The following is a 17,146-nucleotide window of genomic DNA, read 5'->3' on the forward strand; positions in this document are numbered from 1 at the left end:
GATAGTTCCTAAATTTTAGCTTACTTGATGTAAAGATTATTGGCAGCCAAATCAATAGCGATATGCCCCACATTACCCGCGCCTTGCGTGATAAGCATGTCATTGGCTTTTAATAAACGCTGCATCACAGGGGCAAGATTGTCTTTGTCAATAATCGTCGGTTCAACTTCACCGCGCAGACGAATACTACGCGCTAATGACTTGGTATCAGCGCCTATAATCGGGCTTTCACCTGCTGAATATACATCCAATAGTAGCAGCTCATCAACACTTGATAGCACTTCGACAAAATCGTCATAACAATCACGGGTACGGCTATAACGATGCGGTTGAAATAACATCACTAAACGGCGATCAGGAAAGCTTTGGCGAGCGGCTTTGATGGTTGCGTCAACTTCTTTTGGATGATGACCGTAATCATCAATCAATAGGACATTGCCATCATCGATATCGACTGAGGCATGCTGCTCAAATCGGCGGCCTACCCCTGCAAACTTCTGTAGGGCACGCTCAATCGCGGCATCATCAACACCTTCATCCGTGGCCATGGTGATAGCAGCCAGTGCATTATAGACATTATGTGTACCAGGTATGTTTAATGTCAGACGCAATGGCTCACGGTCACGGCGCAATACGGTAAAGTGCGTCTTGGTACCTTCTGCCACCAGATCGACAGCTTGTACGTCATTAAAAGGCTCAAGGCCAAAGGTCAATACTGGGCGACCAATGTCATCAATCATCGCATACAGTTCAGGGTCATCACCGCATACCACGGCCAACCCGTAAAACGGCATGTTTTGCAAAAACTGAATATAAGCAGCTTTTAACTTATCGAAGCTGTTCTCATAGGTTTCCATGTGATCTTGATCGATATTGGTCACAATTGCTGCCATTGGGCGCAGTGATAAAAAAGACGCATCGGACTCATCCGCTTCTGCTACCAAGAAACGGCTGTTGCCTAGTGCTGCATTTTTACCTGAGGCATTTAGCTTACCACCAATCACATAGGTAGGATCTAGCTGTCCTTCTGCCATCATGGTGGTGAGCAAACTGGTCGTCGTCGTTTTACCATGCGCACCAGCAACGGCAATACCATGACGATAGCGCATCAACTCGCCAAGCATATCGGCGCGGCGTACGACTGGCAGGCGAGCTTCAAGTGCGGCTTTTACCTCAGGATTGCTACGATCAATCGCTGATGACACGACGATCACGTCAGCGTTGGCAATATTTTTGGAATCATGACCAATCGATATCTTGATGCCAATCTGCTGTAGACGCTTGGTCACCAAGCTTTCTGCAATGTCAGAACCACTGACTTGATAACCTTGATTGTTCATTACCTCAGCGATGCCGCACATGCCTGAGCCACCAATACCAATAAAATGCAAATGCTGAATACGGCGCATTTCTGGTATTTCAATCAAACGCTTAGGAAGGGCTTTGGCAGAGGTAGACATAAAATTTTCTCTTTATTAAGGGATAATAAAAATTGAAGGACAGTAAAATATGATCAGTAAAAAATAACGAGTGGCAAAAGCCGAAACTATAAGGCTTGCCAAATAATATCAGCCACTTGTTTACTCGCACTGCGATTGGCAAGCGCATGACCTTTTTTGGCCATCTCAAGGCATTTCTCTCGATTGAGTACGCTAAGCTCATCGCTTAAACGTTTGGCCGTTAGCTCTGACTGTGGCAATAAAACCGCAGCAGCATGCGAGGTCAATGTGCGCGCATTGGCAGTTTGATGATCATCAACCGCATGTGGTAGCGGTACAAAAATAGCAGCGATGCCGACATTTTGGATTTCAGTCACTGTCAATGCACCAGCGCGGCAAACGATAATATCTGCCCAGTTGTAGGCCGCCGCCATATCATCGATAAAGGGTTGCACTGTGAACTGATGCTTGCTTAAATCTTGCTCACTATAAGCCGCCTGAGTGGCTGCTTCGTTATTGCGTCCGCATTGATGGAGGACTTCAAACGGTTGGTCTAGCAAAGCCAGTGCTTTTGGCACGGTCTCATTCAATACCTGAGCACCAAGCGAGCCACCCACGACCAGCAGTTTAAGCGGTGAGCTATCATTGATATCATAACGCACCTTTGGCTCTGCGACACCAGTGATGGCGTTACGCACAGGATTGCCAACTGTTTCAAGCTTGGCATCTTGTTCACTATTGGCAAAAGTGTTCTCGAATGCTTGTAATACTTTGGTAGACAGCTTAGACAGATAACGATTGCTCATACCAGCGATGGCATTTTGTTCATGGATAATCAGCGGTGTATTGGTCAGACGTGCAGCAAGTCCACCAGGCGCACTCACGTAGCCACCGAACCCAACGACCACATCGATCTGGTTACTGCGAATCACTTTCACCGCAGCCATCGTCGCTGACAATAACGTTACTGGCAGCTTAACTAAACGACCCACGCCCTTACCGCGCAGCCCCTGCATATTGATGGCATGAAAAGGATAACCCGTCGGTTCAACCAAACCATTTTCCATACCATTTGGCGTTCCAAGCCAATGAATAACCGCACCGCGACCGGTCAGCTCGTCGCTCACTGCAAGCGCGGGAAAAACATGTCCGCCCGTCCCAGCTGCCATCATCAATATGTGCGGTGTTTTCATGGAGATCTGCCTATCTTTACTTTACTGATATGAAGGATTTGTCCTACTACTATGATGCCATTTACTAAAAAAATGACACGGTAAAAGCCCGCATAGTATAGAGGAAATCATTGTCTTATATACAGTACTTTATGCAGTAGAAATAACAAAAAAACCAAGCCATGAGCTGGCATGACTTGGCGTCATTTACTACTGACATACGACCATACAAGGCAATGATAAACGAGGTATTAAGACGTACTTTCTTTAATGGACATCTGTCTTAGACTGTCTAAAACTATACCGTAAATTTATTTTCGATTGCCATGATAAAGTCGGTCGCGATATCGGTACCGCACTGATCATCAATCTCACGTACGCACGTTGGGCTGGTGACATTAATCTCAGTAATACGCCCACCGATCAAGTCCAAACCCACGAACATCAGACCTTTTTCTTTGACAATCGGCGCCACAACTTCTGCCACTTGACGCTCAATATCGGTTAATGGCATCGCCACACCGCGACCACCTGCGGCAAGATTGCCACGGGTCTCGCCTTTGCTTGGGATACGCGCCAAGCTATAGTCGACCACAACGCCATCTACAATAAGTACGCGTTTATCACCTGCTTTAATCTCTGGCAAATAACGCTGCGCCATGATTGGTAAAGTCTCAAGCTCAGTCAGCACCTCAATCGTCACGCCAATATTTGGACTATCAGCAGTCAGACGGAAGATACCCGTACCGCCCATACCATCTAGCGGCTTAACGATGACATCTTGATGCTCAGCGATAAACTTGCGAATGTGAGCCTGTTTGCTGGTCACAATCGTTGGGCTCATATACTCACTAAACCACGTCGCAAATAATTTCTCATTACAATCACGGATGGCTTGCGGATCGTTGACCACGAGCACGCCTGCGGCTTTGGCATGATCAAGCATATAAGTGGCATAAATAAAGCGCATATCAAACGGTGGGTCTTTGCGCATCAAAATCACGTCATAGTCAGCAACTGAGCCTGTCGTTTTATCACCCAGTGTATAAAAATCTGCAGGATCACGCTTCACCGTAAGCGGCTGAGTATCGACCATTAATTGTCCACGATCCAACCACAAGTCATGAATCTGACAGTAGCCAAGCTGATGACCACGGTCTTGAGCGGCCCACATCATAGCGAGACTGGTGTCTTTTTTATAATTGACCCGCTCGATAGGATCCATAATGACGAGTATTTTTAGCGATTTTTCTTGGTTTTGTTGGCTCATTGTTTGACTCATGGTAGGGCTCACTTACGTTATATTATTAGTATAAAACAGGCTCAGTGCCTAACTATACACCGTACTGCTCACGGTAATGTTGCATTTTGGCTAACTGGGTCGCGTCTTTATGTTGGCCGTTTTGTGCACCATGGTCATCTGCCAGATAGCTGATCAAATCATCGATATCGACCAATGCCCGTACTGGTACTGCTAGTGTTGCTGCAAGCTCTTGAATAGCAGAGTGCTCAGCTTGGCCTTTTTCTTTGCGATCAAGCGCGACGATAATACCCGCAACGCTTGCTCCTGCTTGCTCTAAAATCTCGACCACTTCACGCATCGCTGTGCCTGCTGTGATGACATCGTCAAGCACCCAAACAGCCTTGCCACTTACGTCAGCACCGACCAAATTGCCCCCTTCACCGTGGGTTTTGGCTTCTTTACGATTGTAACCCCATTTTGCATTGATGCCATGATGTAGCCATAACGCTTGTGCGGTCGCTGCGACAAAAGGAATACCTTTATAAGCCGCACCAAAGATGACTAGCTCTTGCTCATTACCGTCATTATTTGCCGCAATTATCTGTTCAGCTAAGGCATCTGCATAACCACGTGCTAGCAGTGATAACATCTCACCCGTTGCAAGCAAACCTGCATTAAAAAAATATGGACTGATACGACCAGACTTGAGGACAAACTCGCCGAATTTAAGTACTTGGTTATCTAAAGCCAGTTGAATAAATTGATGAGATGAAAACGTTGGGTCTTGCGGGCGCGATACGTGAGACATGATGACATTCCTATAGGCAAAAAGAGGGGCGAAAAAATTTGCATTATTGTACGCATTATTGATCAGCTTGACCAACCGTTGATCTCGTAATCCTGCATATTGGCATAGCGAGTCAACAAACCACTACGCGACGAGATATTAAAATAACTCTGTCCATCTGCCCGCACTTGTATCTCCCAGCCTAAATGATACGCAGCAACAATGATGTGACCAGCAAATATCCGGATCTGACGATATGCATGGCGCTGCGTAGGCTCACAGACAATCTGACTGAGCAAATAACTACGTACGTGCTGGCAAATTTGCGCGGCACTATAGCTATGATTGATACTTTTACGAGTACTACATTGCTTTAGCGCATGGACAGCAGCGCTACAGGCCATAATATCTGTCGCCAAACTGCCCTCGCCTGTCTCAAATTGCTGCGGTTGCAAAATCACTTGCCAATCATCGGCATACAGGCTACTCAGCAGTTCATCAGGATTATAGCGTTTGATCAATGCGCGCAGAGAGGCTAAAGACTCGTTAACTTTGTCATTGTTATTTGGCTCAGCCATCTCGTCGCTATCAGCAGAGCCAAACCCATAACGATTGAGTTTTGGATAGGTACGAATCGCCTGCTGGATATCTGACATATCTAATAATGTCATCTTTGATAATGGCGATAATAAGGGCTGATCACTGTGATTTTGATAAAAGCTATCAGGCAATTCGACAAGCTGTGCCGCCTTGAGTAACGATAGATGCTCCGCCAAGGCTTCTGAAGCAATCAGCGACCATTTTGATAAGCTATCTGCATTAGGCTGATAGAACCGCGTCGAATTACCATAAAGCCGGCGCAGCTGACCATCTAGGCGACGAGCAGGCTCAGGAATATCACTCAATGGTCTGGCAGGATCAAGGGGAGATCGTTTGGGATCAAAGTTCGGATGTACGATCGCAGGTTGCTGTGAATCAGCTAGCATAGAAGACTGCCCAGCATCGCCTTTTGTGAGCTTGCTACCTTCTGCTGCCAGACTAGCGTGAGACAAACGGTCATCAGAAGTAAACGGCTGAGTCATGAAATCTCCATAAACTATCACATATAAAACGAACAAAAACGTTCAAACCGAACAATGATCTTAACGCTAAAAACTACGCTTGATGGTCTAAAATATCACGATAGCCTGTTTGCCAATCAGCATACTCAAGCCAAGCTAACGGAATGTTGCTATGTAAACGCTTTCCTGTCACTGATGTCTTTTTGTCATCGATAGTAGGCGCAGCTTCACCGACTTGTTCACTCAACCAAACGCCAAGCTCAAAGGTGGTTACAGGCCTGTAGTCTGTCGCAAGATAGAGTGGCTTTGGTGCGGCTGTCGTCAACACATTGGCAATGATAGTGACCAAGTCGCGATCCATGATACGATTGCTCCAATGCTCGGCGGCTACTGGCTCTTTTTGTGGCTCGCGCGCTTTACGCACGCGCATAAGGCGCTCACGTCCATAAATGCCGCTAGGACGAATGATGATGGCTTTATCACCAAAGCTTTGCTGCAGTGCTTGTTCGGCTTGTAATATAACCTTTGATGCGTCACGCTCAGGCGTCATAGGTTCAGTATGCTCATCGATCCATTCGCCATTGTCTTGACCGTAAACACCAGTAGAAGAAATAAACACGACGCGCTGCAGGTTCGCCAGATTAGCAGAAAGCGTTGCCAAATGCTGGCTGATCGCTAAGTAACTGTCATGATAACCGCTGGTCGAATACTCATCAGGGGTGACGATAATCGCAATATAGGTAAATGATTGCAGCTGCTCGCTCGTCAGAGTCAGCGCATCAGCCTGCAAAAAATGGGCGCTATCCACTAATGCATAATGATGACGCTCACTACGAGCCAGCCCTGTCACCGAAAAGCCGTCTTGTGCCAGCTTATTGGTAACAGGCAAGCCGATATCACCTTGCCCGATAATAAGTATATTTGGTGTACTCATAAAGCATCTTTCCTTTTATACCACTTATACAACGATTACAGCGCTAAAAGATAACTCTACTTAAAAATACCGTCTGTATGACAGCTGTATATCCTCATTCGCATCGACGCGCTCTTGCCAGTCGTAGCTGGCATTGATACGTAGTGCTTGTTTTTTATCAATATCGTATTGTAAACCGAGGCTTGAGATCGGTTGCCAATAATGACCACGAACGTTGGACTCATCGCTGCTGCCATGATACCAATATGGCAATTGCAATTCAGCTTGCGCGCGTAACTGATTGTTAATCTGATAACGACAGCCGGCATTAACGCCTGCCCCTACCCGAAAGCCTTTATTGATAGCGCGCCCTGCTTGCGCGGTCCCGGCCAAAAACGTATAGCATAGTTGCGGCGGCATCTGACCCGTACCACTGCTTGGCGTACCAAATGCCCACGACCAGCCCGTCTCATAACCCACACTACCCACCAGATGATCTCGCCCGCCCTCTTGTGAGCCATCATTCACTCGCGTCGCCTCAATGCTTGTACCCCACGTTTTGCCTTTTTTGCCAGCATTGATAGGATTAAAAGAGCGTCCACGAATCAAAGTCGCATTTTGCAAGACCACGCTGTCTGGTTGATTGGGCTTATCATCATCTGTGTCATATAGACGTAAGGTCGCAGCTACCCCTTCTAAATTAAAAAACTGTGAATACCCTGACGCGTGGTCAAGCGTATCATGAAACCCTGCTCTAAACCCAATATCGATATAGTCATTGTCACCGCGCTGACCGATAGCTATCACTCCCAACTGTAGTGGATGCCTATCTATTGGATTATTATCCGATACCTCGATTTGACGTTTGCGTAACCGTTGTCCATCATCTGATAGGCTTGATACAGGATTGATCTGTGCCGATTTTATCTCATTTAAGGTTTGTTTGGCGCTGTTATAATAGCCCAACTGCGCGCGTTGTTGCTTAACGTCATTAAGCTGAGCTTGACGCAACGTATTGTCGGCCGGTGTATAAGTGGCATTTGCCAAAAGATTTTGACTGTTTAATAACTGAATGACATCAGAGGGCACGACCACATAAGCCAGTTGCTTCAATAAATTCTGCTGCGGACGAATAACGTCAATCAGGCGCAGAATCTCAGAAGCACAATTATCCGTGGTAAAGTAATATGGCATTTTTAGCGACTTGGTCTCCCAAACATGGCGCATAACCTGCTGTACTTCACTAGATGTCAGATTCAACTGATACGTCCACGTATCACGCTCGTCATCTTGTAGATACTTTGCGAGCTTTTGGGGATAAGGATCAATCTCGATGGCGCTGTCATAACTGCCAATCATGGATTTGGTCGCATAGATTGGAAAGCTATCGTTTGGATCACCATCCACCGTATAATTGAGCGCATACGCCTGACTGATTTGATTGGGATCTGCTACGCTCGATTTTGAATCAATGCGCAATAACGTATGACCAAAGGCAGAGAGTGGGTTGTCCAAATACTCCTCAGCAAACACAATAGATAACTGCTCAGGCGCCAATGTCGACATCCAGTCATCCAGCTCTGGACACTCATTTGTCAGACTCGCATCATCGATAGCTAACTTTTCTTTTAGCCATGCCACTCGTGCTGGAAAACGGCACAGAACGGAATTATTATTTGCTTGAGTTTTTATATGAATGTTTGCTTGGTTATTACCAGTTGTCTGCGATGTGAATTCTTTTGCCAGTGCGACTAGTGTCGCGTCTAATTCTGCGGCTGAATCCTGCTGACCGTTATCACTCAAAAAAAAGCGTGGATCATCGACCAGACTCTCCGTTTTCTTTTTAGATAAAATGCTGCTTTGATCATCGTAAAAATACAATAAGCGTCGCCATGTTGTATTCTGTGCTAGATTGTCAGTTTTTGCCTGTCGACGCCATGTTGCCAGTAACTGCTCTGTCGCCATATCTGACCCAGACGCAATATTATTTTGAATATTGTTTCCAGTATTACTGAGAGTAGATGTCTCAATGCGAATAGCATCTTTAGCGTCACTAGGTGACGTACTATCTGATAATTCAGATGAGAGCGCTCCTTCGGTGACCAATAAAGGCGTCGGTAAAAATGCCTGCGTGTTTGCAGAAAACAATAGCGCCGCTATCGCCAATGGCAGTCGCGCTCGCTGACCAACGGTTATTAGAGTATAAGTTCCAGACGTAGACATCGGTTTTATAGACATGAGGCAGGCTCTCACACGTTATTATTTATACGCTATTCGCGCTGCGAAGGTTTATTCTGCTAGAGACTCAAATGATATAAGCAAGCTGCGACCATCTAACTACTTTGATAGACTTTCTATCACAACATCACCAATACTGTTATAAAAAGAGAGCTTTATGCCCGATTCATCATTATCTACATTGCCAATGACAATCACAGATGGTTTGCTGTCAGCCGCTACTTGGCTGGCCTCACCAAACTATAATATCAGGCCAAAAGGTCTAAGTATTGATGCCATCATTATTCATAATATTAGCCTACCACCCAATGAGTTTGGTGCGTGCGACTCTAGCGGCACGCATTATGTAAAAGCATTATTCACTAATCAATTAGATTGGGATGCGCACCCTTATTTTCAGACAATCAAAGGTGCAGAAGTGTCAGCGCACCTGTTTATTGAGCGTGACGGGGCTATCACTCAGTTTGTCAATTTTAACGAACGCGCTTGGCACGCTGGACGCTCTAGCTACTTAGGCCGACCTGAATGTAATGATTATAGCATTGGCATTGAGCTTGAAGGGTCAGATTTTGTGTCCTTCACTTCCGCTCAATATGAGAAGCTCGCAGCGGTAATCGCGGCTATTTATGAAGCGTACCCGAAAACGCAGCGACATTTGACAGGGCACAGTGATATTGCGCCAGGGCGTAAGACGGATCCTGGTGATTATTTTGAATGGGCAAGGTTGCGGGAGCTAGTTGCAGGGTTATTACGAAATAACTCTTTATCACTGCAAAAATGATTTCCACATCCAATCCATTTATCTCCGTGATGAAAGTGCTATAATTCGTCAGTTTTTTTGCAACAGCAAATCAGCACACTACCTCTTACACAACCCTGTACACAACTTAGCAAGATAGGTTCTCATGGCAAAAAGTCGGTTATTTCGTTCAACCATGGTGGTCAGCAGCATGACCATGTTATCGCGTATTTTAGGTTTGGTACGCGATGTCGTATTGCTAGGGGTTTTTGGGGCTGGCGGTTTGATGGACGCCTTTTTGGTCGCCTTCAAAATCCCAAACTTTTTGCGACGACTGTTTGCTGAAGGGGCGTTTAGCCAAGCATTCGTTCCTGTGCTGTCCGAGTACAAGGAAAAGTACAGCTTACAGCAAGTACAGATTTTAGTCAGTCGCACCTCGGGCGCACTCTTGCTGGTGTTGTCGATGCTGACAGTTGTTGTTATCTTAATCGCGCCTTGGGTAGTGACGTTGTTTGCCCCCGGGTTTGCCGATCAACCTGACAAATTTGCCATTACCGCTGAATTACTCCGCCTTACCTTTCCTTATTTGCTGTTTATTTCTATGACGGCTTTTGCCAGTGGTATTTTGCAAAGTTATGGCCGTTTTGCTGCGCCCGCCTTTGCCCCAGTCCTATTGAATTTATGTATGATTGGTGGTGCGCTGATTTTGGCGCCGATGTTTGATACGCCTATTATGGCGCTTGGCTATGCCGTGGCGATCGCAGGACTATTGCAATTCTTAATACAACTGCCTCAGCTATGGCAACAAAAACTACTGGTCGCGCCCAAGATTGACTTTCAGCACGAGGGTGTTCGCCGCATTCTAAAATTAATGCTGCCGGCTATCTTTGGTGTGTCTGTCACTCAGATTAACTTATTGCTGAACACCGTTTTTGCCTCATTGATGATTGGTGGTTCGGTGTCTTGGCTCTACGCAGCTGAGCGTATGAGCGAGCTACCACTAGGGCTAATTGGTGTAGCGATTGGTACGGTCATATTACCAAGTCTGTCAAAAAGTGAAGCGCAAAAAGACGATGTTAGTTTCAAAAAGACCATCGACTGGGCCGCGCGCCTTATCATTTTGGTCGGTGTGCCTGCCTCGGCTGCGCTCTTTGTACTCGCAGATGTGCTGATGCAAGCCCTGTTCTTACGTGGTGAGTTCACCCTTCGTGATGCCCAGATGAGTGCACTGGCATTGCGTAGTATGGCAGGTGGTATCTTAGGATTCATGCTGATCAAGATCTTTGCCCCTGCATTTTTTGCGCGTCAAGACACCAGAACACCTGTCAAAATCGGCATCATTTCTGTTATTGCCAACATGGTATTTAGTGTCATTTTTATCGGGATATTTTATTTCTTAGAAATGCCATTACATGGTGGCCTAGCCTTGGCAACGACGGGCGCAGCGTTCGTAAACGCAGGCTTGCTCTATTACTTCTTACACAAGCGCGATATTTTCCGTTTTGGCCCCCATTGGAACAAACTATTCACACAGTTTGCCATTTCAACTGGCTCCATGATCGGCGTACTTTATCTCATGTTACCCTACTTTCCTACTGATGAAGCCCAGTGGCAACGCATCATCGCACTCATGATTATGTGTGTCGCCGGAGCGCTCGTTTATGGCGTGGTATTGCTAGCGACAGGTGTCCGTCCTCGCCAGCTCAAACACGGTTAAGCCAACGTAGATATAGGCATGAGCTTGGCTTACGAAACCAAAACAAGCCTATCATCAGAATTGACAATGCTTGCCACCAATCGTTGTCATAATGACCTATTAATGAATAACTGACATTTGAGGTTCGATATGACAACGAAACAGCCACTCTTCCAGCGCTTACCGCTTCTCCTTGCAACAGGTGTACTCGGTACTGGACTACTGCTGAGCGGTTGCAGCAACAATGAGTCTGCAGACACTGAAACTGCTACCAACAATGAAGAAGTTGCAGCTGTCGTTGATACTTCAGAAGAAGACACAGCAGATAGCACAAGTGAAACGACTCAAGTCACAGATGATACTGAGAATACAACGACCATTGATAATGACAATATCAATCCAGTCACTGCTCCGATTAACCAAAAAAGCCTAGTGACCAATCCAACTCAAGCGGGTACACCAGAGGACACGGTCAAAAAAGCACTAAATAGCTTGTATTATGGTGATGTGAAGGATGCGGCAGGCTACTATCAAGTAGATATGGCAAATTTTGAGCAAGAGCTTGCCAACACTCAATCGGCGTTTCAACAAACGGTCGATGGCGTGACGATTACTGATACAACGTACAATGATGACAAAACGCGCGCTACTATTACGGGCGAGTTGATGCTCAAAGGACAAAGCGACCCTGCACCATTGACCTATCAACTACAAAAAATAGATGGTCAATGGAAAATTTTGGGTTAAGGCATTTTGCTCTAATTATCTGCAATGTTGTCCGATGCCACGGCTTTACCAAGCATCACAACATCAGCGATAAACCCGTCCATATCGCAAACTTCTGGCATATATCCCCACTGCTCAAAGCCAAGTTTACGGAACAGTCCCAAACTTGGCTGATTGTGGGCAAAGATAAGGGCAACGATATTTCTGATTCCTAAACTGGGCGCTTGCGTCAACATCCAGCGTGTCAACAGACTGCCCAACCCTTTACTCTGATAATCTTGGTTCAGATAGATGCTGATTTCAGTGCTGATATGATAAGCGGTACGCGCATATAAATCACTGAAACTGCCCCATGCAACAATTGGTAGTTTTGTACTCTGTCTATCGGCATCACCTTCTAGTAATGCTTTGACTACATAAATAGGCCTCGTTGGACTATCTAAATGCTCATCGAACCAAGCTGTACGTTCTTCGAGCGTTACTAATGCCAAATTTGCCGTTGCTTGTTTGCCAGGAATACTTTGGTTATAAATCGCCAAGACTTCTGCCAAGTCTTCTTTACTGGCACGTTGTACCATAAACTGCCGGGTCAGCTGATGTGTCAACGGGGCAGTTGCTATGATATTTAAGGCAACATCGGACATAGAGTCTCCATATTAATTGGCATTATTATTGGTATTCATGATGATAGTAAAAAATCGTCATACTGATAATAGACGTATGTACAAACCATGAAATTCATAGATCGTCATTCATACTTGCATTATCCGTAGACTATAGGATGTTAGTGTGGCTATTTTACTTTATAATGGCTAATTTTCGACACATCAATTTTGACCATAGATGTGTTTTTTCGTTTTTTATCTGGTCTCATCATAGCTGAAAACTTATGAAAACCTATTTTCTTGAGCAACTGATTGCATCATCAAATGCCGCGTCTACTACTAATGACCCAGTAGAGTTAGCGCCTTGTGTGCTCACTATTGGCAATTTTGATGGCGTACACCTTGGTCATCAGGCAATGCTGGCACAAGTTCGTGATATTGCGCATACCCAAAACTTGGACGCTGCGGTCATGATATTTGAGCCACAACCACGTGAGTTTTTTGCGCCAGCTAAAGCCCCTGCGCGTTTGACCAATCTAGCAGAAAAGCAGGCACTCCTAGCACAACATGGGGTTAAAACCTTAGTGGTGGCAGGTTTTGATGAGGACTTTCGCTCATTATCAGCACAAGCCTTTGCCGATATATTAGCCAAGCGCTTAAATGTAAAAGCGCTGGTACTAGGTGACGACTTCCGCTTCGGTCATGATCGTACTGGCGATAGTCAGTTTTTGCGCGATTATGGTTTGGATGTGACTAACCTACATACCATCACTGATAGCAATATTGACAACGACCACTTGAATGATGTCAATAATGAGGCTGCACGTATTAGCTCTACTCGCATCCGTGACTTGCTATTGGCAGGTGATATTCATGCTGCCAATATACTGCTGGACCGCGACTACGCCATTACGGGGTCGGTCGTCCGTGGCGATCAAATTGGTCGCACTATGGACTTTCCTACTGCCAATATTGATTTGCAGCGAATAAAACCCGCTTTGCACGGTATTTTTGCCGTTGATGTCGTCAGCTTAGATGAGAATGGAGAGGTCATACCTGATGGTTTAATAAAGCTGGCTACTGATAATAATATAGGCGTCGCAGGTTTGCGTCCACATAGTTTGTTCGGTACCGCTAACATTGGCAAAAGACCCTCTGTTGATAAAGGTGATGACTGGCGATTGGAAGTACACTTTCCCAAACTAAAAGCAGATTTGTACGGGTTGAATCTAGAAGTGCGCTTCTTGCACTTTTTGCATGGTGAGCGTCGCTACGATGGTTTGGACGCCTTGAAAGCGGGTATTCATCAAGATGTCACTGACCTACTAGAATGGCGTGATAATCAAGTTTAGCAGTCAGACGTATCTTACATTTTATCAAGTCCAAACTTCTTTGCTGTTGCGATTCCGGTATGTCCTTGACGATAGTATGTGATGACTTTGATCTTAAAGTCTAGATCGTAACGCATAAAAATACCCCATAAGTTGTGTCCAACTTATGGGGGTCAGTTCAATATATTAGGTTTTTTATATCAGCTTTTAGGCATCAGGATGCATTCGTACATTTAACTCATCAATCGTCTCTACCCATGCTGCATCGTTTTGCCATTCTTCTTGCAAGAACATACGCTGGCTATCGGTCCAGAAATTAGCTTCTATCAATTTCTCTTCACTTGATAACTGGTTGTCTGCGATAAACTTATCAATTGCTTCATCAGAGCTATCTAGACCTAACTGAGCAAATAGCTCATTCATATTATATTCTGGCTCACCCAACATACTTTTCTCCTTAAATGGTGTAGTGGTAATTGTGCTTATTATTCAAATTAACCCATTTATTGTAGCAAGCTTTGTGCTAATAGCTGTTAATCAACGTTTATCTAACGTTATCAATTGTATAGGCAGCAAACAGATATTGCCATTTCAAGAGATGCGATAGATTACTTTTTATTTCATCATATCTTTTGGATAAAGAAACTTATAGACATAAAAAAGCCCTCCTATATTAAGATTAAGAGGGCTTTTTTTCACTCATTACTTAAGTTAAGACAGCTATATAACTGCTTAGCTTATTAGCTTATGGTAGTAGGTGTGCTACTGCATCACGCTCTTCGCTCAGCTCTTGCTCAGTGGCGGCCATTTTCTCTTTTGAGAATTCTGATGACACATCAACGCCGTCTACGATAGACCAGTCGCCGTTTTTGCATGTGCATGGGAATGAGTAGATAAGGCCTTCAGCGATACCATATTCCCCATTTGAATAAACACCCATAGAGACCCAGTCGTTCTCGTCAGTACCGAGTGCCCACGTGCGCATATGGGCGATAGCAGCGTTGGCAGCAGAAGCTGCAGATGAGGCGCCGCGAGCTTTAATGATGGCCGCGCCGCGCTGCTGTACTTCTGGGATATACGTGTTTTCGTACCAATCACGATCAACCAACTCTAGCGCTGGTTTGCCATTGACAGTCGCAGCCGTTAGGTCTGGATACTGGGTCGATGAGTGGTTGCCCCAGATGGTCATGTTTTTGATGTCATTAACAGTGCTGTCAGTTTTTTCGGCTAGCTGTGCCATCGCACGGTTATGATCTAGGCGAGTCATGGCAGTAAAGTTACGTGGATCTAGGTCTGGTGCGTTACGCTGAGCGATTAGCGCGTTGGTGTTGGCAGGGTTACCGACGACCAATACTTTTACATCACGGCTAGCGACTTCGTTTAATGCTTTGCCTTGTGCTGAGAAAATCGCAGCGTTGGCTTCTAGTAAGTCCTTACGCTCCATACCTGGACCACGTGGACGGGCACCGACGAGTAACGCGTAGTCAGCATCTTTGAATGCCACATTTGCATCATCAGTTTGGACAATACCAGCAAGCAATGGGAATGCGCAGTCTTCTAGTTCCATGACCACACCCTTTAGGGCATCAAGCGCTGGTGTGATTTCAAGCAATTGCAAAATAACTGGCTGATCTTTACCTAGCATCTCGCCAGATGCAATACGAAATAGCATCGCGTAGCTGATATTACCAGCGGCACCAGTGACGGCAACACGTAAAGGCTGTTTCATTGACATTGAATACTCCCTAATTGATGATTAGATCATTCATGATTGTAATAGATGATTATCTTTTTAGATATCGACTTGTTTGCTGCACAAAGGCAGCGCTAAACCGAGAGCTAGTGTAGCACTTCGTTTGGCAAATCGTCTAGAGACAATCAGAGGCTTGCCGCGGATTCTCACGGATTATATTGTTACATTTTATACGAAAAGAATATCTATAAGCTCAGAGCCTATAAATAAAGGGCTGTATAATTTTTAGATACGGCCCATAGTATGTTTTATCGCTATGAGACGAGTAAATAAGAGCATAAAAATGACAATGTAATACGGGCAAGTTTACTCAGATTTTATTAAAAACAGTACCGAAAAGGATGTAGAAAAAGAACGGTAGACTATCTAAAAAATAGTTAAATAAAAGCTATCTACCACCTGAAATGATGAATTGGCTGCCGCAGTTATCTACAACATTGTGACAAGTGCCAAAACTGCTACCCTCATAGCACACATGGATATCCGTCAGTATCGATTGACGACGACTGCCTTCTTGGCAAATGAGATCGACACTATTTGATGACATACCACTATTTAGGCGCGTCATTTGACTAATAAATCGAGATTTAGAGACTGTATAACTGTTGCCCGTATTCAGCTCGTTAGGAAGCTTTAGTTCACCAGCGTAGTTAGTGATTTGTCGGAAGTAGCGACTGGCACTCAGTGGGCTACAAGCACCATAGCGCTGCCACGTTTGGCTACGTACTGTCGTATCAGGCATGATGCGATTGACAACCTTTAGTTGTAGTGGTGTCAAACGTGGCTCGCTACCACGACCACAGCGTTCGCCGTAGCCCATGTCTAAGCCTGAAACTGTTAACGAATAGCCTTCTAGACATTGACGCATGCGGGCTCTTGTCGGCTGCATGCTACATAGCGCGGGGGTCATCTCGACCATCAATACGCGCTGGCCAGCTTTGACCGTGCTCGCCGCATATGCTGGCGTAAGCATAAGACCTTGTATGATTAACAAAGCACCAAAACTCGTCGTTTTATTAACTTTACCCATATGATGCCTATTTTTCAAACTTCCACGGAACTGCACCAAGAAACTGGATGTCTTAAATTTTGAGCTTGTTTCTGCTTTCGTATTAGATGACCGGGGCACCTGAATCAGTAACGGTTGCCGAGTTTTCGATAATACAGGCAGTTTGAAGTATTTTTTGATCATAGGGCTGAGAGCAATTAGCAATGATAAAACATGGGCTATCACTTAAATCATTGTGCTAACAGCATTAAACACATAGCGATCTAAGAACAAGACTGAAGAACATACACGTCAATTAAAGCAATGGTAACAAAATGTCTTTTTTAATCTATAGCAAAAACGTAAACGTTGTCGTGCTCGTCAACAATTGCAAAATTAAGTTCAGTATTTATTGTATAAAGTACTAAGACTTGCTGCCATTTAGCCCATAAAAA

The 17,146-nt window shown here is 45.1% G+C and carries 15 protein-coding genes; 4 read left to right on the forward strand and 11 right to left on the reverse strand.

Features of this window, described 5'->3' with window-relative positions:
- Window positions 1-20: 20 nt before the first annotated feature.
- The 7 genes from murC to CUR83_RS11175 form a co-directional block, all read right to left on the reverse strand.
- Complete coding sequence (gene murC, locus CUR83_RS11145; protein WP_284719657.1) at window positions 21-1,460, reverse strand: UDP-N-acetylmuramate--L-alanine ligase; 1,440 nt, start codon at window positions 1,458-1,460, stop codon at window positions 21-23.
- Window positions 1,461-1,546: 86 nt separating this feature from the next.
- A complete protein-coding gene (gene murG / locus CUR83_RS11150) occupies window positions 1,547-2,632 on the reverse strand; it encodes an undecaprenyldiphospho-muramoylpentapeptide beta-N-acetylglucosaminyltransferase (RefSeq protein WP_284719658.1) in 1,086 nt (361 codons plus the stop codon).
- Between the two features lie 277 nt (window positions 2,633-2,909).
- Window positions 2,910-3,881: a glutathione synthase gene (gshB, locus tag CUR83_RS11155; protein WP_071003766.1), complete on the reverse strand. Its 972-nt coding sequence runs from the start codon at window positions 3,879-3,881 to the stop codon at window positions 2,910-2,912.
- 64 nt (window positions 3,882-3,945) lie between these two features.
- On the reverse strand, window positions 3,946-4,662 hold the full coding sequence (pyrE, locus tag CUR83_RS11160; protein WP_252962833.1) for an orotate phosphoribosyltransferase: 717 nt from the start codon (window positions 4,660-4,662) through the stop codon (window positions 3,946-3,948).
- A 62-nt stretch (window positions 4,663-4,724) separates the two neighbouring features.
- The gene (locus CUR83_RS11165) at window positions 4,725-5,723 is read right to left on the reverse strand and encodes a hypothetical protein (protein WP_284719659.1); all 999 of its coding nucleotides are present in this window, start codon (window positions 5,721-5,723) and stop codon (window positions 4,725-4,727) included.
- A gap of 73 nt (window positions 5,724-5,796) precedes the next feature.
- Window positions 5,797-6,636, reverse strand: coding sequence for an SDR family oxidoreductase (locus CUR83_RS11170; RefSeq protein WP_284719660.1), 840 nt, complete (start codon window positions 6,634-6,636; stop codon window positions 5,797-5,799).
- 60 nt (window positions 6,637-6,696) lie between these two features.
- Window positions 6,697-8,853: an Lnb N-terminal periplasmic domain-containing protein gene (locus tag CUR83_RS11175; RefSeq protein WP_284719661.1), complete on the reverse strand. Its 2,157-nt coding sequence runs from the start codon at window positions 8,851-8,853 to the stop codon at window positions 6,697-6,699.
- Window positions 8,854-9,010: 157 nt separating this feature from the next.
- On the opposite strand from CUR83_RS11175, the gene ampD reads away from it, so the two are divergent.
- The 3 genes from ampD to CUR83_RS11190 all read left to right on the forward strand — a co-directional run bounded on the left by ampD (window position 9,011) and on the right by CUR83_RS11190 (window position 12,035).
- Complete coding sequence (gene ampD / locus CUR83_RS11180; RefSeq protein ID WP_058024569.1) at window positions 9,011-9,634, forward strand: 1,6-anhydro-N-acetylmuramyl-L-alanine amidase AmpD; 624 nt, start codon at window positions 9,011-9,013, stop codon at window positions 9,632-9,634.
- A 124-nt stretch (window positions 9,635-9,758) separates the two neighbouring features.
- Entirely contained in the window at window positions 9,759-11,309 is a 1,551-nt protein-coding gene (gene murJ, locus CUR83_RS11185; protein WP_093069399.1) for a murein biosynthesis integral membrane protein MurJ, read from the forward strand.
- A gap of 129 nt (window positions 11,310-11,438) precedes the next feature.
- Window positions 11,439-12,035: a nuclear transport factor 2 family protein gene (locus CUR83_RS11190; protein ID WP_284719662.1), complete on the forward strand. Its 597-nt coding sequence runs from the start codon at window positions 11,439-11,441 to the stop codon at window positions 12,033-12,035.
- Between the two features lie 11 nt (window positions 12,036-12,046).
- Here the strand turns inward: CUR83_RS11190 and CUR83_RS11195 are convergent, their stop codons facing one another.
- On the reverse strand, window positions 12,047-12,658 hold the full coding sequence (locus CUR83_RS11195) for a GNAT family N-acetyltransferase (protein WP_284719663.1): 612 nt from the start codon (window positions 12,656-12,658) through the stop codon (window positions 12,047-12,049).
- A 245-nt stretch (window positions 12,659-12,903) separates the two neighbouring features.
- Between CUR83_RS11195 and ribF the strand changes: the two genes are divergently transcribed.
- Entirely contained in the window at window positions 12,904-13,971 is a 1,068-nt protein-coding gene (gene ribF, locus CUR83_RS11200; protein WP_284719664.1) for a riboflavin biosynthesis protein RibF, read from the forward strand.
- A 186-nt stretch (window positions 13,972-14,157) separates the two neighbouring features.
- On the opposite strand, the gene CUR83_RS11205 is transcribed toward ribF, so the two are convergent.
- From CUR83_RS11205 to CUR83_RS11215, 3 genes are all read right to left on the reverse strand, one after another.
- The gene (locus CUR83_RS11205) at window positions 14,158-14,397 is read right to left on the reverse strand and encodes a DUF2789 domain-containing protein (RefSeq protein ID WP_093069393.1); all 240 of its coding nucleotides are present in this window, start codon (window positions 14,395-14,397) and stop codon (window positions 14,158-14,160) included.
- A 298-nt stretch (window positions 14,398-14,695) separates the two neighbouring features.
- Entirely contained in the window at window positions 14,696-15,685 is a 990-nt protein-coding gene (locus CUR83_RS11210; RefSeq protein WP_178379285.1) for a malate dehydrogenase, read from the reverse strand.
- 406 nt (window positions 15,686-16,091) lie between these two features.
- Window positions 16,092-16,733, reverse strand: coding sequence for a T2 family ribonuclease (locus CUR83_RS11215; protein ID WP_058025029.1), 642 nt, complete (start codon window positions 16,731-16,733; stop codon window positions 16,092-16,094).
- Between the last annotated feature and the right edge of the window lie 413 nt (window positions 16,734-17,146).

Origin of the sequence: Psychrobacter pocilloporae (assembly GCF_029872915.1) — a bacterium.
GTDB lineage: Bacteria > Pseudomonadota > Gammaproteobacteria > Pseudomonadales > Moraxellaceae > Psychrobacter > Psychrobacter pacificensis.